This is a genomic window from Pseudomonas helleri (genome assembly GCF_001043025.1).
GTDB classification, from domain to species: Bacteria; Pseudomonadota; Gammaproteobacteria; order Pseudomonadales; family Pseudomonadaceae; genus Aquipseudomonas; species Aquipseudomonas helleri.
In genome coordinates, this window is sequence record NZ_JYLD01000008.1 from 44,073 (window position 1) to 62,853 (window position 18,781).

The window sequence follows — 18,781 nt, forward strand, 5'->3', positions numbered from 1 at the left end:
ACAATGAATGTATCCGCATGTGAACTGGGTAATCCATTGCTTTATGTGTTGGGCAGCGACTTGGCCTTGTTCATACACCGCTGGCGGCGTTCATCAACACGCTGGGCAAACCAGGCGGTGGTGAGGTTGCGGGTGATTTTAGGGCTTTGCAGGGTGATGCCCGGCAACACGGCGCGGGGCACCGGTTTGGCCTGTTGGCGGTCGGCAAGGGCAAAGACTTTGCGATAGACCTCGGTCTGCTCAAATTCAAGGCGGTCACCTTTGAGCAACTGCTGGCGGATCTGGTTATCGCTCAAGCCCAGTTGCTTGCCGAGCACGCGAACGGCGCGTTCGGTGGAGCCTACGGCGTAAGAGCCGGGGATGGTCACGTCGCCATCCAGTGCCAGCTGTATGCCTGACACCTGGCTCACGGCATTCTGAAACGCGGCATTGCGACTGGCGTACCAGCCCGCATTGAAGTCAGCAAAGCGATACAGCGATTGCGTGTAGTCGGCCGGGTAGCCGAGCAAATGGGCAGTACCAAAGTACATGCCGCCACGACGGGTAAAGACTTCCTGACGAATCGTGCCCGGTATCGGGTAGGGGTAATTCTGGGCGTGTTTCTCGGCAAAGGCGATGCTGACCTGCATGGGCCCGCCGGTATGCACCGGGTTGAGGCTGCCAAACAGGTTTTTGCCCAGTGGCACCATGCCGATAAAGTCATCGAAGATGGCGCTCAACTGGCCTTCGGTGCGTGCCGCATCAAGGCGCTGGTTATAGGTTTTGCCCGTTGGCGAGGTGATGTTCAGTGCGCTGCGCACCACGAACTCCGGGATGTGCAGTTTGCCCGCGCGCCGATTGATTTCGCTGCGGGCAATTTTTGCCAGGTTGGGCACCGGCGGGTCTGCCTGAAAAGTCGACTCTTGCTCAGTCACGGCCAGCACCGAGCACAGGTTTTCGTCGTTGGGCTCAAGCTTTTGCGCGGCGAAGGCGGTGTAAATGTCGTTGGCCCAGCCCTGGCGATCCGCAACGTTGGCGGGCAGCAGTTGAAGCAATCGCGCACGCGCCTGTTCGGGCGTGCGACCGGGTAGCGTCTGGGTGCTTTGGCTGCTGCACCCGGCGATCACAATGGGCAAAGAAAGCGTTAATACCTGCATGAAAAATCGATTCACTAACGCTTAACTCCCCAAAAAATAGAACGATGTGCTGACGTATCAATCGTCTCGTGTCAGCACTTCCAGCAGTTCGATCTCAAACGTGAGGTCCGAGTTCGGTGTGATGTGTTTGCCCATGCTTCTTTCACCATAGGCCAAGTGCGCGGGAACTTGCAGTTTGCGCTTGCCGCCCACTTTCATCCCCATCAGGCCCTGGTCCCAGCCCTTAATGACGCGGCCTGTGCCAATCACGCACTGGAACGGCTTGCCGCGCTCATGGGAGGAGTCGAACACCGTGCCATCTGCGAGCCAGCCGGTGTAGTGCGTGGTGATCAGGGCGCCTTTGACGGCAGCTTTGCCTTCGCCCAGTGCGAGGTCGGTGATCTGAAGTTCGTTGTTCATGGTGCAGGACTCGAAATTAAAACGTGTAGAAGCGAGCTTGCCTCGCGATCTTTTGATCTTTCGCGAGGCGAGCTGAGATTGCGCGGTTTTTCTCAGGATGCGGCCCGTTTGGCAATCAGTTTTAAATTATTTTTTCGTAGGACAAGGCTCTAAAACAAAGGGTTTGCGGAACTTGTCAATGAGGATAATTGTCATTCGCGCTTTACTCTCAATTGAGAATGGTTACTATTGTCGCCCTGGCAGCGCCGGGGTGAGCTAAGCAAGACGAGATCCTTTGAGGGAATCGTGCCCAGCCATTCCAGCCTTTGGCCTGCTGAGCACACTCCATTGTTAAGGGATCAACTGGACATGTCGTCTCGATTCAAACGCAGTCAATTTTCACTGGCTATTGTGGCCGCACTGGCTTCACCGACCTTGCTCGCCGATGCGCTGGAGCGTGAACGCGATGAAGTGCCCGTGGAGGCCAGCGACCTGCCGGTAGATGGCAGCAAGCAGGCGCTGCAACTTGAAGAAACCCGTGTGTTGGGCACCGCCGCTGAAGAATTGAAGCAGGCGCCGGGCGTGTCGATCATTACTGCTGAAGACATTAAAAAACGTCCGCCGGCCAATGATCTTTCCGACATCATCCGTCGTGAGCCCGGGGTTAACCTCACCGGCAACAGTTCCAGTGGCGCACGCGGTAACAACCGCCAGATTGACTTGCGTGGCATGGGCCCGGAAAACACCTTGATCCTGATCGACGGCAAGCCGTCTTCTTCGCGTAACGCCCAACGTTACGGCTGGAGCGGCGACCGCGATACCCGTGGCGAAACCAACTGGGTACCGGCCGAAGAAGTGGAGCGTATCGAAATCCTCCGCGGCCCGGCGGCTGCCCGTTACGGCTCAGGCGCGATGGGCGGGGTGGTCAACATTATCACCAAGCGGCCGACCGACAAACTCGGCGGCTCTTTGACGGCCTACTACCTGTCCCCGGATGACAGCGCAGAAGGCATCAGCAAACGTACCAACTTCAACCTCAGCGGCCCGCTCACCGACGACCTGGTGTTTCGCGTGTATGGCGGCCTGAGCAAAACCGACGCGGATGACGCGCGCATCAATACCAGCGAGCAGGCCTACGCTGACAGCGTGGTGGCAGGCCGTGAAGGCGTGCGCAACAAAGACGTCAACGGCTTGTTGAGCTGGCAGTTCACCCCGGAGCAATCCCTGGACCTTGAGGCCAGCTACAGCCGCCAGGGCAATATCTACGCGGGCGATACCATGCTCAACAGCGGGGGGGATTTCGTTAACAGCCTGTACGGCAAAGAAACCTCGGTACTGCAACGCAGCATGTTTTCGGCCACCCACAATGGCTCGTTTGACTGGGGCACCACCATGGCCATGCTCAGCCATGACCTGACCCGCAACTCGCGTTTGAACGAAGGCTTGGCGGGCTACGGTGAAGGTGCGCCATCTGAGTCGGCCGGCAGCTTCCAGTCGCGCCTGCGCAACACCCGGGCCAAGGCTGAAGCCAACTTGCCGCTGGACTTTTACACCCATCAGGTGCTGACCCTGGGTGGTGAATACCTGTACGAGTCGCTGAATGATCCGGGCTCGTTGCGTCCACAAAGCTGGGACCCGGGCGTCGACGGTACTGCGGGTATTCCGGGCACTGACCGCACCCAGACCAAGTCCACCGCAAACAGCTACGCGTTTTACGTTGAGGACAACCTTGAAGCCGGGTCCAAAACTATCGTTACGCCGGGCCTGCGCTACGACCACCACGACAAGTTTGGTGGCAACTGGAGCCCGAGCCTCAACGCTTCGCACCAGATCACTGATGAGCTGAGCCTTAAAGGCGGTATTGCCCGGGCCTACAAAACCCCGAACCTGTACCAGTCCAACCCCAACTATCTGTTGTACAGCCGTGGTAACGGTTGCAGCTCGGTAGAAGTCAATCTGGGAGGTTGCTACCTGGTGGGTAACCCGGACCTCAAACCGGAAATCAGTATCAACAAAGAGATCGGTCTGGCGTTTGACAAAGGCAACTGGCGCACCAGCGCGACGTACTTCCGTAACGACTACCAGAACAAGATCAATGCCAGCAACGAATCCGCCTTCCGTCTGCCCAACGGCCGTCGTGTATTGCAGTGGGAAAACAGCGGCAAGGCCATCGTGCAAGGGGTTGAGGGCAACCTGTTCGTCAACCTGCGCAAGGACCTGGACTGGAACACCAACCTGACCTACATGATCGACAGCAAAGACAAGAAAACCGGCGAGCCATTGAGTATCATTCCCAAGTACACGCTCAACACCACCCTGGACTGGTACGCCACCGAGCAGCTTTCGTTCCAGGTCAGCGGCACGTACTACGGCGAGCAGAAGGCGCCCAAGTACAACATGCGCGCCAACGAGTCACTGGACAAATCGGTGCAGCAGTCGGTTGACCCGTATGGCTTGGTGGGGCTGAGCAGCGGCTATGAGTTCAACAAAAATCTGAGCGTGCGGGTGGGCATCAACAACCTGCTCGACAAGCAGCTGTACCGCAAAGGCAACGCTGACGAGGCGGGCGCCCAGACCTACAACGAAGCGGGCCGTGCCTACTTTGCGTCGGTGACCACCTCGTTCTGATCACAGCATTGGCCTGACCGCTGTTTGGGTGCAGGCAATAACAGGCGCGACATCCTTTGCAGGTGTCGCGCCGTTGTCACATTGGGCTCTGGCAAAACCGTGGCTGGGGCTGATGAAGGATTGAACAGATGAAACTTGCATCGTCGGCATGGCTGCCGATTCTGTCTCGCGCACTGGCCGCCATGGTGGGCGGCTATGTGTTTACCTATGCCTTTACGGCGGCGCTAGCGCGGCTGTTGCCAATGGACAACGTGGACTCAATGCTGGTCGCCAGCCTGTTGTCGTTCGCTATCTATACCTGCGCCATTTTGTGGGCCTTTATGGCGCGTCATCAGTGGTCGGCCTGGATGGGTGCCGTGCTGGCGCTGCCATTGGCCGCGATCGGTTTTTGGCCGCAACTGCTGGAGCGACTCGGATGAAACAGACCATCACCCAATCTCTGGCCTGGCTGCACACCTGGGGTGGACTGATCGTAGGCTGGTTGTTGTTTGCGATTTTTCTGACCGGCAGCCTGGCGGTGTTCGATCAAGAAATCGACAACTGGATGCACCCGGAGCTGCCTGCCCACCACTTGACGGACGAACAGGCGGTGGAGCGCGGGTTGAGCTACTTGCGCGAGCATGAGCCCAACGCCAAACAATGGGGCGTAAGCCTGCCCTATGATCGTTCGCCCGAGTTGCGCGCCTCGACCGGCGGGCGTCGCGACGGCGTATCGGTGACCCTGGACCCCAACACCGGTGAAGTCTTACCAGTACGCGAGTCGGCGGGTGGGCGCTTCTTTTTCCTGTTCCACTTCACCCTGTTCATGCCCGGCATGCTCGGGATTTATGTGGTCGGTGCGCTGGCCATGGGCATGCTGGCGGCGTTGATCAGCGGCATCGTGATCCACAAAAAATTCTTCAAGGAGTTCTTCACCTTTCGCCCGGCCAAAGGCCAGCGCTCGTGGCTCGACGCGCACAACGCCAGCGCCGTGCTGTTGCTGCCGTTTCACCTGATGATTACCTACAGCGGGTTGGCGATTTTTCTGGTGATCTACATGCCAGCGGCCATGGACGCGCTGTTTGATGGCAGCCGCGACGCGTTTTTCAAGGCTCAGGACCCTGCGCCTGCGGTGGTCGAAGCCAAACGCCCGGCACAGGCCGAACCGGCACCGCTGGTAGCCATCGGGCCTTTGCTGGCCAAAGCCCGCGACGTTATGGGGCCGTTGAGCGGGGTGAGCATTACCAACCCTGGCATGAGCAACGCCGAGATTCAGATCCGGCCGATTCTGGGCAACCGCATTGCCCTGATCAAAGGCGGCGGCATGCGGTTTGACGGGGTCACGGGCGAGCAACTGTCCGGGCCGACCGAGATGCGCGCTTCGGTGCTCACGCACCGGGTAATTTCCGGTATGCACTTTGCGCAGTTTGGCGGTTACCCGATGCGCTGGGTGTACTTCATTTGCGGGTTGATCAGCAGCGCCATGATCGCCACCGGGCTGGTGCTGTTCACCGTAAAACGGCGCCGTAAATACGCCAGCGAAGGCCGGGTGGCCCAAGTGCTTTACCGGGTGATCGAGGCCGTCAACGTCACGGTGATGGCGGGTTTGAGCCTGGCCTGTATCGCTTACCTGTGGGGCAATCACCTGCTGCCGGTGGGCATGGCTGAGCGCCCGGATGCCGAGCTGACGGTGTTCTTTGGTGTGTGGGCCTTAACCCTGGTGCATGCCTTGCTGCGCCCGCGCATGCACGCCTGGCGTGAGCAACTGGGGCTGGCGGGGGTGATGTGCCTGAGCTTGCCGCTGGTGAGCCTGCTGACCGTTGATCATTCGTGGGCGTTGCACAGCCGCATGGGCGTTGAACTCACCACCATGGCTCTGGGTGGCGTGTTGTTGTGGGCGTGCTGGAAAGTCTCGCAACCGCAAGTCGAGCGGGTGCCGCGTAAAAAGGCAACTGTGTTGGCGGAGGTGAACTGAGATGCTGGCAAATTACATTGCGGCCTGGGCTTTTGCCTATATCGGCATGCTTGCCCTGTGCCAAGGGCTTGAGCGCCATTACAAGCAAGTCTGGAACAAACCGCCGTCAACCGGGTTGCGTCGCACCTTGCGCGGGGCAGGGTGGTTGAGTCTGGCGTTGAGCTTCTACTTTTGCGGCATGGCCTGGGGCTGGGCAATGGGTCCCATTGGCTGGTTTGGTTTAATCTCGCTCAGTGGCTTTGCGTTGCTGATGTTGTTGCCGTACCGCGCACGGCTGGCGGTGTGGTTACCGCTAGGGTTCGTCCCGCTGTGGGCGGTGATCGAAATGTTAAGCCTTTACCGTTGGTCTGTTTAGGTATTTTTGACAGGTAGGCAGCTCCACGCAAATGGCCGAATCTCTTGAGTCAAACAGACTCAGTTTTCGGTCATTTTGCGGAGTGCTTCAGTATGCCCCTGATTGATGAAGTTCAAAGCCTGTGCGAGCGCTTGGCGCCTTTGGGCTGGCATGACCTGTTGTTGCTGCACGGTCTGGATATTCAGGCCCGCCCGCTGGCTGAAGAGTTGAGCAAGGTGTTGGCGGTTGACCGTTCGGTTAAAGGCTTTGAAGACTTTTCGTTGCAGGGCACACGGGCCATCGAAGCCGGCAACCCTGCACGCAGTTTGCTCTACCACGCCTTGGCGTCGCCCAATGTGCTGCAGGCTGCCAATGGTGATGCACTTACCGACTTTGCCACTGCGGCAGAACTCGAGACACTGCTCAACTACGTCTATGGCGTTGCCCTGCCTTCGCTTGAAGCGCTGCAGGCGCAGGCGGGCGCCAACGCGACCCTGGGGCTGGTGGTGTTTGCCACCGAGTATCGTCCCCGTGCCGATACCCCTCACCACCAGCATGCCGACCTGTGCTTTTGTCGCACAGGCATTGCCCGCGTCGGCACTGCGCCCGCCCTGTATGACCCGCAATTGCGCGGATTCACGCCTTTTGTCGAGGCGCAGCCACAGGCTATGCGGGTTATCCCTGCGCGCTTCGGTGTCTATGTGGCCGTACGGGATAAAGGACAGACGGGGCCAGGATGGGTCGAGGGAGACGACCAACTGGATTTTTGGCGGCCCTTGCACAAAGTGTTCAACGGCACGCAATGCATTGACGGTTTTGACCTGCAAGCAGACCTGCAGGCTTTTCACGTCAATGAAAAGCTGCGCCAGTTTCATCTGCGCAGAGGCCAAGAGGCGGACTGGTTCGAGCCCGACATCTCGCAGCCGCCATTTGTGCAGACTCAAGCCCTTGCCGAGTGGGCAGACAGTCAGCTGAACGGGCCGGGTTTATGCGTACCGGTTGCGAAACCCAGGCTGGTTGAACCCGCTGAATACCAAGGCAAGCCGGTTTCTTTCAGCGTTCCGCCCAAGGCCAACTTTGATTACATCATCAATAAACGCTATCAACTGCTGGACGACGGTTCAATTCGCGATTTAAACAACGAGCCGGACGTCGAGGCGATTGTCGAGGCGGGCAACTATCACGTTCTGCACTTTATCGACTTCACTGCCGAAGGTTGGGTCAAGGCTCATTGCCCTGCCTTGAATGCCGCTATCGGGTTGAATGTGGCGGCCTATTCGATTCTGGCCGCGCCCGATTTCTACCCGGCCTGCGGGCAAGCTCAGTTGGGCGAATGGGCGCAAGAGCAAGGCTTTCCCGAGCCAATTTGGTACGTCACATTGCAGGCGCTTTCTGAGCGACGAGTTGCGGGTAATCCTGACCTGATGGGCGGGCATTTTGTCCTCGAAGACAAAAGCATCACGGCTGTATTGACCGCAGGTGCACCTTCGGAGCAAGGGCAAACCGTTGGCGATTCGGCGAGTGCAAAGCGCCAGTCCTGTCTGGCGGACACGGCGGCGGGCACCTTCAGCCCCGGTTGGGAGATTGCCGGTGATGGCCAAGGGTTTGTAACTAAGTACTTGTGTGCTTATTTGCTGGGCAGCCCGTTCACAGAGGATGTGCGGATCTGCTCGGCAGCCGGGGGCTACTGGCCTGCAGTCACCCCGGACAGCGCAAGGACCTTTGAGCCCTATGTGTCCAAACCGACGATTATTCCTCTGACGGATGCCGAAATAGGGTTGCTGGAGCAAACGTCCTGGGATGGGCTGACGGGGCCGCGCCTGATCACCGTGGATGGGCGTCAAGTGGTCGAATGCACGGCGTATGCGTACAGCGATTACACCCGTAATGCACTGGACGGGCAATTGTCGTTGCACCTGACAGGGCAGACCTCCCAAGCCGAGTATCAGCAGCGGATTCTGGCCATGCAGTCAGCCTATGCCGCAGTAGATGCCAATACCCGTGCAGAACAGGGCCTGTGGTCAGTGTTGTCCTTCACGTCGGTCGATGGCGTTGACTGGGCGTTGCCAAGAGCCGATTTAAAAGCATGGTCCCTGTTGCAGGAACAGGTGTTTTTCTTTCGGATTTACCGCTACGGCACCATCTCGCCCCCCGCCGATTACACCAAGCGGCACATAGAGGTACTCGAACTGGTTGAGCTTTATATCGGTGATGAGTCCTTGCTGATAAAGCGCAACGACCAACCCTGGCAGATAACACCGCGTGGCTGATCGGGATGTGGTCATTGTTGGCGCCGGCCCGGCCGGTACGGCTGCCGCCATTTTATGTGCGCAGCGCGGGTTGCGGGTGACATTGCTGGAGCAAGCGGTTTTCCCTCGCACTCGTCCAGGAGAAACATTGCCCCCCGGGGTTGAGGCCGTGCTGGACCAACTTGGTATCGCGCAAGCAATCAACCAGGGCGGCTTTTTGCGTCACCCGGGCCATGCCGTGAAATGGGCGGGGGAGCGTTTGTTCAGCGCGTTTGGTGAGAGCGCTAGCGGGCCGGCGCTGGGGTATCAAATCCCGCGCGAGATACTCGACAGCCTGCTCTTGGCCCGTGCCGCCGGTTTGGGCGTTGACGTGGTGCAGCCGTGTCGAGTGCTGGGTGTGCTGCACGACCGGCAGCAAGTCTGCGGTGTCAGCACGGCACAAGGTGACCTGCTGGCGGCATGGGTCATTGACGCCAGCGGAGGCAATGGCTGGTTGTCGCGCCAGCTGGGCTTGCCCTGGCGCACTTATTCCCCCCGGTTGCTCGCCCACTATGGCTATGCAACGGGCGACTTGCCTGAAGGCGCTGAGGTGTGCGGGATAGATGCTGATCCGTTTGGCTGGTACTGGATGGCGAAGATTCACAGTGATTTCTACCACTGGACGCGCCTGTGTTTTACCAACGCGGGCCACCATCAGGCTGTCCCGCCAGCGGTTTTCAAACCGTTGCGTGCCAGTGGTCCCGTGCGCGGTGCTGATGTGACTTGGCGGCTCTGTCAGCAGGCCAGTGGCGACGGTTTTTTTATCGCGGGCGATTCTGCTTTCGTGCTCGACCCTTCATCCGGGCACGGCGTACTCAAGGCACTGATGACGGGCATGATGGCTGCGCATGCTGTGGTTGAGTCCCTGAGCACCCCTTGGCAGGTGCTAAGCATCCAGCAGCAATATCAGTACTGGATCAACGACTGGTTTAATCGTGATCGGCTCAAAATGAGTGAGTTTTATCGCACTCATCCATTTGCACCTGAGTGGTGCGATTAGTTCACGCTGTAGGAGGGGCCGCCCCGTCTTCGACGCCGCGCTGTCGCGCAGCAAACAAGCCGCCGAGTATCTTCAGCATCCCCCAATCGGTTCCCTCTCCTTCGGGAGAGGCGTGGTGAGGGGGCTCTTGACTTGAGTACATATCCGTTGCTGCGGCAACGGCCACTTAGGGTTCCGGCCTTACGCCGCGTCACTTTGCAAAAGCGGCAAAGTAACCAAAACGCTTTTGCCCCTACCCCTCGGTGCCTCGCTTTGGCTCGGCATGCCCTCACCACAGGCCTTGCTCCGTAGGCCCGCCGCGATCGGCCATCCATGGCCTTGTCGCGGCTAACCCGGCGTCCTGCCGGGTTACCCACTGCGCAAAACCTGCGTTCGGCCAGCGTGGTTTAATGGGGCCTTTTAGATCAAGATCAAAAGCAAGATCTAGATCAAAAGATCGCGAGCAAGCTCGCTCCTACAGGGGGTTGTGCAGCGCTACGCGGCTAGATCAGGCAAACCATTTGTTCCGGGCTTCTGCCAGCAGTTCGTGCATGAGCGCTTCAACATCAGAGACGCTCAGTTTGCTGAATATGTGCTCGTCTTCGAATGTCCACTGCTTGCTGAAAATACCCACCACACCTTCGGCATGGGCTTGCACGGTCTCCCACTCCAGGGTGTCATTGCCCAGTGCCAGCAAGTCTTGACTGAACGTCACTTTGGGTTCGATCACACTGTGAACCGTGGTGATGTAGAGTTGCTCGCAGTCGGTCCCGTGCTGCTTGAGTCGTTCATTAAGAAAATCGCGCACCTGAGCGTTGTAGGCGCCAGCGCCTGCTTTGCCAGCCACCACGGGAGCGTCATTGTTGTCGATCATGTTCAAGGTAAAACTCCTTTTATTACAGCCGGCCTATCCAGCTTCATGCTGTGAGAAATTCGGCCGGCTAAAACCTTTCGATGACCTATTGGAACGCTTATTGGTTGTGTGCTTGCGGTACATAGTTATGGCACGTTGTAACAGCAGTTATCGGGGCTGGGCCTTGGGCTTGATCAGCCGGTTGGCAATCAGGTCCAGGCTGCTGCAAAACACGAAGTACACCAGCGCGACAAACAGGTAGATCTCGGTCGGGTGCACCATTACCCGGTTGCTGACCTGGGTCGCCACAAACGACAGCTCCCCCACGCCAATCACGTACGCCAGCGACGTGTCCTTGATCAGTGAAATCCATTGGTTGAGGAATGAAGGCAGCATCATCGGCAATGCCTGCGGCAGGATGATCAAGCGCAACACTTGCCATGTGCCCAGCCCCAACGCTTTGCCCGCCGCCCATTGCCCCGCCGGTAAACTGCTGATGCCCGCGTACACCGAATGCGCAAGGTAGGCGCCGCCAATCAACGACAGGGCGCAGACCACGGTGGCCAATGCCGGTACATCGACATTGAACACAATCGGCAGCAGAAAGTAGCTCCAGAAAATCAGCATCAGCACCGGAATGGCCCGCAAAAACCCCAGTACGCCGAGTAATACCCAGCGCACTTTAGAGCGAATCATCACCAGGGCAATGCCCAGCAACAGGCCCAAGATGGCCGAAATCACCCCCGAAAACAGGCTCAACACCAGCGTCAATGCAGCCCCGCCCAGCGGGCCGTTGGGGTAGGCGCCGATCAAGAAGTACGACAGGTTGTCGCTAATTACCGAAAAGTCCATGGCTTAGAGTACTCCCTGCCGATACCACTTGCTGCGCGCAATCAACTGCCCGATGACTTCAAGCAGGGCGATGCTCAACACATACAGCAAAGTGGCGAAACCAAAGGCCTGGAAGGTCTTGAAGGTTTCGGTCTCGACCTGACGCGACGCATAAGACAGCTCCGCCAAGCCGATGGCCATGGTCAGCGATGAGTTTTTCAGGGCATTCATGTATTGCCCCAGCAGGGGCCCCAGTGCGGTGCGCAGGGCTTGCGGGAAGACGATGTAACGCCACACTTGCGCCGGCTTGAAGCCCAGCGCCAACCCGGCGGCACGTTGCTCAAGGCGCACCGAACTGACGCCTGCGCGGAACTCCTCGCAAATAAATGCCGCGGTGTAGAGCATCAGGCCCCAGAAACCGGCAAGAAACTCAAAGGACGGCCATTCAAGCTCGAACAGACCCAGGTCCAGACTGCGCGGCTGGTTAAGCCACACCACCAAGCCTTCGGGCAGCATCGCCGTAACCCCGAAGTACCAGAAAAACAGTTGCACCAGCAGCGGCGTATTACGAAACAGCGCCAGATATGCCCGTGCGGGCCATGACCAGAGGCGCGAGGGCGAGATCCTCGCCAGGCACAGCAAAAACCCCAGCCCGGTGGCTACCAGGCAGGTCAACAGCGAAAGGATCAGGGTGAGAACAAAACCATCGAACAGCCAATGCAGGTATTGCGGGGCAAGCAGTTCACCGAACATAAACAACGTCCATCCAGAAACAAACAAACCCGTCCGGTTGTCCGTGACGGGTTATTCAGTGTTGCTAGCGCGACTTAGCTCTTGTCGCCGATTTTGTACAGGCGGGTCAGCGGAGTTTTGGTGTCCGGGCCGAACCAGGTGTCATAAATTTTTTGCGCCTGGCCTTTGGCTTCAAGCTCGGTGAGGGTTTGGTTGACCACGTCGGTCAGACCTTGCTCGCCTTTTGGAATGCCCACGCCGATCAGGTCATTGGAAATGGTGAACGGCGGCACTTCGTACTTGTCTTTGTCCGGCACATTGGCCAGCAAACCGATCAGTTTTGGGCCGTCCTGGGTAATCGCCTGGACGTTGCCATTGCGCAGGGCGGTGAAGGCGAACGGGGTGTCATCGTAGGCAATCACTTTGGCGCCCGGGAATTTCTCGCGCAGCACGCCTTCGTTGACCGTGCCTTTGTCGACGCCGACGCGCCATTTGTTCAGGTCTTCCTCGGATTTAAGGGTGCCTTTTTTGACGATAAATTGCTGGCCCGAGGCGAAGTACGGAATGCTGAAGTTCACCTGTTCGGCGCGTTCAGGGGTGATGGTGAAGTTGGCCAGTACCAGGTCGACCTTGTTGGAGAGCAACAGCGGTACGCGGTTGGCCGGGTTGGTCGGTTGCAGCTGCAGTTTCACGCCCAGCTTGTCGGCGATGGCCTTGGCGTAGTCCACGTCCAGACCTTCAATTTGCTTGCTTTTAGCGTCCACAAAACCGAATGGCGGGTTGCTGTCAAACGAAGCCACGCGCAGTACGCCGGACTTTTTGATGTCATCCAGACGATCAGCGTGGGCCAGGCCCGACAAAACAGCCAATGTCAGCGCGGTGAGGGCAGTGAGTTTTTTCATTTCGTTCTCATCATGAGTTAGAAGATTTATGACGAGAGTTTTGCAGGAAAATAATCTTTTAAAAAAGAATATAAAACGATTTAAATATTCCATTTGCTTATATGTCTGTAGGAGCGAGCTTGCCTCGCGATCTTTTAAAAGATCAAAAGATCGCGAGGCAAGCTCGCTCCTACAGCCGGTTCAAACCGTTACGCTGCTCGCTTGTAACAGCTCGCGGGTGTACGGGTGTTGCGGGTTGTCGAACAGGGTTTGCGCGTCACCTTGTTCCACCACTTTGCCGTCCTTGATCACGATCATGTCGTGGGCCAGGGCATGCACCACCGCCAGATCGTGGCTGATAAACAGGTAGGTCAGGCCATGCCGGGCCTGCAAGTCACGGAGTAAATCCACCACTTGTTTTTGCACGGTGCGGTCCAGTGCCGAGGTCGGTTCGTCGAGCAGGATCAGGGCCGGTTCCATGATCAGCGCCCGGGCGATGGAGATGCGCTGGCGCTGGCCGCCCGAGAATTCGTGCGGGTAGCGGTGGCGGCTCTCCGGGTCGAGCCCCACCTCTTGCAGCACGCGAATCACCGCGGCTTCACGTTCTTGTTCGGTGCCGATGTCGTGAGCCAGCAAACCCTCACTGATGATCTGCTGCACCGACATGCGCGGGCTCAAGCTGCCGAAGGGGTCCTGGAACACCACCTGCATTTGCCGACGCAACGGACGCAGCAGGTCCTGATTAAGCAGGTTGAGCTGTTTGTTGCCAAAACGGATGTCGCCCTCAGACTCCACCAACCGCAAGATCGCCTGGCCCAAGGTCGATTTGCCCGAGCCGGACTCGCCAACAATGCCCAGGGTCTTGCCTTTTTTCAGCTCAAAACTGACCCCGTCCACGGCCTTCACGTAATGCCGCTCGCGACTGAACAGGGGCTTGGGCAGGGGAAACCAGACTTTCAAATCGTCGACTTCCAGCAGGTTGTGCCGGTAATCGCAGGGCACCGGGCTGCCGCTGGGTTCGGCCTCGATCAGCATGCGGCTATAGGGGTGTTGCGGGGCGCGGAACAACGCTTCGCAGGTGGCCTGCTCGACAATTTCACCGCCGCGCATCACGCACACGCGCTGGGCGATTTTGCGCACCAGGTTGAGGTCGTGGCTGATCAGCAATAACGACATGCCCAGGCGCTGTTGCAGGTCGATCAGCAGTTCAAGAATCTTCTGCTGCACGGTGACGTCCAGCGCGGTGGTCGGCTCGTCGGCGATCAACAATTCAGGTTCGTTGGCCAGCGCCATGGCGATCATCACCCGCTGGCGCTGGCCGCCAGACAGCTGATGCGGATACGCATTGAGGCGTTTGTGCGGGTCGCGAATACCCACCAGGGTCAGTAGTTCCAGGGTGCGTTCGCGGGCGGCGCGTTTTTTCAAGCCTTTATGGGTGATCAGCACTTCGCTGATTTGCTTTTCAACCGTGTGCAGCGGGTTGAGCGAGGTCATCGGCTCCTGGAAAATCATCGCGATGCGATTGCCGCGCAGGCTGCGCAACTGGCTGTCGCTGGCGTTTACCAGGTCGGTGCCGTTGTAGCGGATGCTGCCTTGGGTTTGCACACTCTTGCCCGGCAACAGGCGCAGGATCGAGTGCGCCGTCACCGACTTGCCCGAGCCCGATTCGCCCACCAGCGCCAGGCACTCACCCCGGTGAATATCCAGGTTGATGCCGTGCACCACTTCACGCCCGGCAAAGCCGACGCGCAGGTCACGTATTTCAATCAATGTGTCGTTCATCTCAACTCCGGGGATCAAACGCGTCACGGCAGGCTTCACCGATAAACACCAGTAACGACAAAATCAGCGCCAGTACGCAGAACGCAGTCAGGCCCAGCCACGGGGCTTGCAGGTTGCGTTTGGCCTGACCGATCAGCTCACCCAGCGAGGCGGTGCCGGGCGGCATGCCGAAGCCGAGAAAATCCAGAGCGGTGAGGGTGGCAATCGCGCCGGTCAAAATGAACGGGATGTACGTCAGGGTCGAGGTCATGGCGTTGGGTAAAATGTGCCGACGCATCAGCGCGCCATTGGTCAGCCCCAGCGCCCGTGCGGCTTTGACGTATTCCAGATTGCGCCCGCGCAAAAACTCGGCGCGCACCACGTCTACCAACGCCAGCCAACTGAACAGCGCCATGATGCCCAGCAGCCACCAAAAGCTCGGTGCCACAAAGCCCGACAAAATGATCAGCAAGTACAGCACCGGCAGCCCGGCCCAGACTTCTTGCAGACGCTGGCCAATCAGGTCCACCAGGCCGCCATAAAAACCCTGCAAGGCACCGGCGGTAATGCCGATCAAGGCGCTGACTGCGGTGAGGATCAAGGCGAACAAAATGGAAATTCGCGCGCCAAAAATCACCCGGGCCAGCACGTCACGGGCCTGTTCGTCAGTGCCCAGCCAGTTAGTTGCGCTCGGTGGGCTGGGCGCCGGTTCTTTGAGGTCGTAGTTGACCGTGTCGTAGCTGAACGGAATGGGCGCAAAAAGCATCCAGCCGCCCTGGTCGGTGATCAACTTGCGAACGTAATCGCTGCTGTAGTCCGGCTCAAAGGGCAGCTCGCCGCCAAAGTCGGTTTCGCTGTAGTGCGACACAATCGGAAAGTACCAATGGTCTTTGTAATGCACGGCCAGCGGTTTGTCGTTGGCGATCAATTCACCGCCCAGGCACAGCACAAACAGGCCGACAAATAACCACAGCGACCACCAGCCACGGCGGTTGGCTTTGAAGTGGGCGAGGCGTCGACGGCCCAGAGGAGAGAGGGTAAACATCAGGCATTCCTCGCCGAGAAGTCGATACGGGGGTCGAGCAGGGTGTAGCAAATGTCGCCGATCAGCTTGATCAGCAGCCCGAACAGGGTGAACAGAAACAGCGTGCCAAACACCACGGGATAGTCGCGTGACACCGCGGCTTCGTAGCTCATGCGGCCAATGCCGTCGAGGTTGAAGATGGTTTCGATCAGCAAGGAGCCGGCGAAGAACACCTCGATCAACGCCTGGGGAATCCCGGCCACCACCAGCAGCATGGCGTTGCGCAGCACATGGCCGTAGAGCACGCGTTTTTCGGTCAGGCCTTTGGCCCGTGCGGTGACCACGTACTGGCGGCTGATTTCATTCAAAAAGCTGTTTTTAGTGAGGATGGTCAGGGTCGCAAAGCCGCCGATCACCAGCGCGCTCACCGGCAGCACCATATGCCACAAGTAGTCGGCGATCTTGCCGAAAAAGCTCAGGCTGTCGAAGTTATCCGAGACCAGCCCTTGTATCGGGAACCAGCTCAGGTAACTGCCCCCGGCGAAGACCACAATCAGCAAAATGGCGAACAGGAACGCGGGCATGGCGTAGCCGACGATGATTGCGGTGCTGGTCCACATGTCAAAGGCACTGCCGTTGTGAATGGCCTTGCGAATGCCCAGCGGGATCGACACCAGGTAGGTGATGAACGTGGCCCAGAACCCCAGCGAAATCGTCACCGGGAGCTTTTGCAAGATCAGGTCGGTGACCGTGGAGCCGCGAAAAAAACTGCTGCCGAAATCCAGTTGCGCGTAGTTCTTGAGCATCAGCCACAAGCGCTCGTGCATGGGTTTGTCGAAGCCGTAATGCTTGGTGATTTCTTCGATAAGTGCCGGGTCAAGGCCGCGGCTGCTACGGCTGGCGCCAGCGCTGTGGGCGGCCATTTCGCCGCCACCGCCGCCGACGGAGGCACCACTGAACCCCTGCAAACGGGCAATGGCCTGATCCACCGGGCCACCGGGAGCGGCCTGCACGATCAAAAAGTTGACCACCAGAATGCACAGCAGGGTGGGGATGATGAGCAATAAGCGACGACTGATGTAATGCCACATCTTAATGATTCTCTGCCGGAGTATTGGAAGCAGGCGCGTTGGCCTTGTTGAACTGCGCGTTGCTTTGCGCGGTTTTGCTGACTTCCCACCAGGTGTTCAAGCCCTCGTCGTACTTGGGCTCCAGTGCCGGGCGACCGAAGCGGTTCTGGTACACGGTCGGGGTGCCGATGGAGTAGTAGTTGGGGATCATGTAGTAACCCCATTGCAAGACCCGATCGAGGGCACGGGCGTAATGCACCATCTCCTCGCGGCTGTTGGCTTGCACCAGCCCGTCGAGCAGGGTGTCGACGGCCGGGTCACGCAGCACAAAAGCGTTGGACGCGCCGGGCTGGGTGGCGCTGCTGGAGCCGTACATGTCGTACATTTCGCGGCCCGGCGAAACAATGGGCTGGCCACTGCGCGGGAAGCCCACCACGATCATGTCGTAGTCACGGGCGTTGAGGCGGTTGATGTACTGCGCAGAGTCGATCTTGCGGATGTCCATGTTGATGCCGATCTGCGCCAGGGTGCGCTTGTACGGCATGATCATGCGGTCGAAGCCGCCCTGGCCGTCGAGAAAGGTGAAGCTCAGTTGCTCTCCCTTGGCGTTGACCAGTTTGTTGTCTTTGGGTGTCCAGCCGGCTTGTTTGAGCAATGCCAGGGCTTGCAGTTGTTTGTCGCGAATGTAGCCGCTGCCATCGGTTTTCGGCGCCTGATAAACCTGTGTAAACACCTCGTCGGGGATCTTGCCGCGCAGCGGTTCGAGAATTTCCAGCTCGCGGGCATCGGGCAATTCGGTGGCGGCCATTTCACTCTTCGGGAAGTAGCTCTGCTGGCGCACATAGAAGTTGCGCATCATCTGCTTGTTGGTCCACTCAAAGTCCCACAGCAGGCTCAACGCCTGGCGAACGCGGCGGTCCTGAAAAAACGGGTTTTGCAGGTTGAAGGCAAAGCCTTGTGCAGCGCCCGGTTTGTCTTTGGCAAACACCCCGCGTTGCAGGCGCCCGTCGGTCAGCGCCGGGCTGTCGTAGCCAATGCTGAAACCGGTGGCTGAGAACTCGCGGTTGTAGTCAAACGCACCGGCCTTGAGCAGTTGCCGGGCGATGTCGGTGTCGCTGTAAAAGTTCACCGTCAGGCGGTCGAAGTTGTACATGCCCTTGCTCACGGGCAAGTCTTTGGCCCACCAGTTTTTGTTGCGCTCAAAGGTGATGCTGCGGCCGGGGTCGACTTGCGACACCGAATACGGGCCGCTGCCCAGCGGTGGTTCGAAGCCGCCGCCAGTGGCGAAGTCGCGGGTCTTCCACCAGTGTTCGGGCATGACCCGCAGGCTGGCCAGGTCGAGGGCCAGGGTGCGGTTCTGGTTGTTCTTGAAGTCGAAGCGGATTTGCAACGGGCCTTCGACGACCACGTCTTTGACCTCGCCATAGACCATGCGGTAGCCCAGGCTGCCCTTGGTCATCAGGGTGTTGTAGGTGAAGGCGACGTCTTGCGCGGTGATGGGGGTGTCATCGGCAAAGCGGGCCTTGGGGTTCAGGTAGAAGCGCACCCAGAGGCCGTCCGGGTCGCGCTCCATCTTTTGCGCAATCAGGCCATAGACGGTGTAAGGCTCGTCCAGTGAGCGAAAGGCCAGGGGCGCGTACAACCAGTCATCCACCTGTGCGACGCCGGTGCCTTGGTCGATGTAAGGGACGATGTAGTTGAACTGGCCGATTTCCATCGAGGCCCGGCTCAGCGAGCCGCCTTTGGGCGCGTCGGGATTGACGTAATCGAAGTGCTGGAAGTTGTCCGGGTATTTGGCTGCTTCGCCGTACACCGTCAGCGCCTGGCTGGGCGCGGCGCTCACACTCAGGCACAGGCACGACAGCGCAGGCACCAGCAGTGAACGAAGCAGGGGCAGGAAGAGTGAAGACATGATGGGGTTTCCTTGTACCG

The 18,781-nt window shown here is 58.7% G+C and carries 16 protein-coding genes; 6 read left to right on the forward strand and 10 right to left on the reverse strand.

Annotation, left to right across the window (positions count from 1 at the left end; genetic code table 11):
* Positions 1-41: 41 nt before the first annotated feature.
* Positions 42-1,136, reverse strand: coding sequence for a DUF1615 domain-containing protein (locus TU84_RS14200; RefSeq protein WP_048369947.1), 1,095 nt, complete (start codon positions 1,134-1,136; stop codon positions 42-44).
* Between the two features lie 57 nt (positions 1,137-1,193).
* On the reverse strand, positions 1,194-1,535 hold the full coding sequence (locus TU84_RS14205; RefSeq protein ID WP_048369948.1) for an FKBP-type peptidyl-prolyl cis-trans isomerase: 342 nt from the start codon (positions 1,533-1,535) through the stop codon (positions 1,194-1,196).
* Between the two features lie 348 nt (positions 1,536-1,883).
* Here TU84_RS14205 and TU84_RS14210 point away from each other — a divergent pair, with 348 nt between their 5' ends.
* From TU84_RS14210 to TU84_RS14235, 6 genes are all read left to right on the forward strand, one after another.
* Positions 1,884-4,142 (forward strand): TonB-dependent siderophore receptor, encoded by a 2,259-nt coding sequence (locus TU84_RS14210; RefSeq protein WP_048369949.1) that lies wholly within the window; start codon positions 1,884-1,886, stop codon positions 4,140-4,142.
* 128 nt (positions 4,143-4,270) lie between these two features.
* Entirely contained in the window at positions 4,271-4,561 is a 291-nt protein-coding gene (locus TU84_RS14215; RefSeq protein WP_048369950.1) for a hypothetical protein, read from the forward strand.
* The gene (locus tag TU84_RS14220; protein ID WP_048369952.1) at positions 4,558-6,096 is read left to right on the forward strand and encodes a PepSY-associated TM helix domain-containing protein; all 1,539 of its coding nucleotides are present in this window, start codon (positions 4,558-4,560) and stop codon (positions 6,094-6,096) included. The genes TU84_RS14215 and TU84_RS14220 overlap by 4 nt, the downstream gene beginning before the upstream one ends.
* A gap of 1 nt (position 6,097) precedes the next feature.
* Complete coding sequence (locus TU84_RS14225) at positions 6,098-6,451, forward strand: DUF3325 domain-containing protein (RefSeq protein WP_048369953.1); 354 nt, start codon at positions 6,098-6,100, stop codon at positions 6,449-6,451.
* Positions 6,452-6,543: 92 nt separating this feature from the next.
* On the forward strand, positions 6,544-8,700 hold the full coding sequence (locus TU84_RS14230; RefSeq protein WP_048369954.1) for a hypothetical protein: 2,157 nt from the start codon (positions 6,544-6,546) through the stop codon (positions 8,698-8,700).
* Positions 8,693-9,718 (forward strand): NAD(P)/FAD-dependent oxidoreductase, encoded by a 1,026-nt coding sequence (locus tag TU84_RS14235; protein ID WP_048369955.1) that lies wholly within the window; start codon positions 8,693-8,695, stop codon positions 9,716-9,718. The genes TU84_RS14230 and TU84_RS14235 overlap by 8 nt, the downstream gene beginning before the upstream one ends.
* A 487-nt stretch (positions 9,719-10,205) precedes the next feature.
* Here TU84_RS14235 and TU84_RS14240 read toward each other — a convergent pair whose 3' ends face one another.
* The 8 genes from TU84_RS14240 to TU84_RS14275 all read right to left on the reverse strand — a co-directional run bounded on the left by TU84_RS14240 (position 10,206) and on the right by TU84_RS14275 (position 18,761).
* Entirely contained in the window at positions 10,206-10,577 is a 372-nt protein-coding gene (locus TU84_RS14240; protein ID WP_153374377.1) for a hypothetical protein, read from the reverse strand.
* Between the two features lie 141 nt (positions 10,578-10,718).
* Positions 10,719-11,402: an amino acid ABC transporter permease gene (locus TU84_RS14245; RefSeq protein WP_048369956.1), complete on the reverse strand. Its 684-nt coding sequence runs from the start codon at positions 11,400-11,402 to the stop codon at positions 10,719-10,721.
* A gap of 3 nt (positions 11,403-11,405) precedes the next feature.
* The gene (locus TU84_RS14250) at positions 11,406-12,134 is read right to left on the reverse strand and encodes an amino acid ABC transporter permease (RefSeq protein ID WP_048369957.1); all 729 of its coding nucleotides are present in this window, start codon (positions 12,132-12,134) and stop codon (positions 11,406-11,408) included.
* A gap of 74 nt (positions 12,135-12,208) precedes the next feature.
* Entirely contained in the window at positions 12,209-13,015 is an 807-nt protein-coding gene (locus TU84_RS14255; RefSeq protein ID WP_048369959.1) for an ABC transporter substrate-binding protein, read from the reverse strand.
* Between the two features lie 180 nt (positions 13,016-13,195).
* The gene (locus tag TU84_RS14260; protein WP_048369960.1) at positions 13,196-14,776 is read right to left on the reverse strand and encodes an ABC transporter ATP-binding protein; all 1,581 of its coding nucleotides are present in this window, start codon (positions 14,774-14,776) and stop codon (positions 13,196-13,198) included.
* 1 nt (position 14,777) lies between these two features.
* On the reverse strand, positions 14,778-15,800 hold the full coding sequence (locus TU84_RS14265; protein ID WP_048369961.1) for an ABC transporter permease: 1,023 nt from the start codon (positions 15,798-15,800) through the stop codon (positions 14,778-14,780).
* Entirely contained in the window at positions 15,800-16,870 is a 1,071-nt protein-coding gene (locus TU84_RS14270) for a microcin C ABC transporter permease YejB (RefSeq protein ID WP_048369962.1), read from the reverse strand. Before TU84_RS14270 ends, TU84_RS14265 begins: the two co-directional genes overlap by 1 nt.
* A 1-nt stretch (position 16,871) precedes the next feature.
* Positions 16,872-18,761: an extracellular solute-binding protein gene (locus TU84_RS14275; protein ID WP_048369963.1), complete on the reverse strand. Its 1,890-nt coding sequence runs from the start codon at positions 18,759-18,761 to the stop codon at positions 16,872-16,874.
* Positions 18,762-18,781 lie beyond the last annotated feature (20 nt).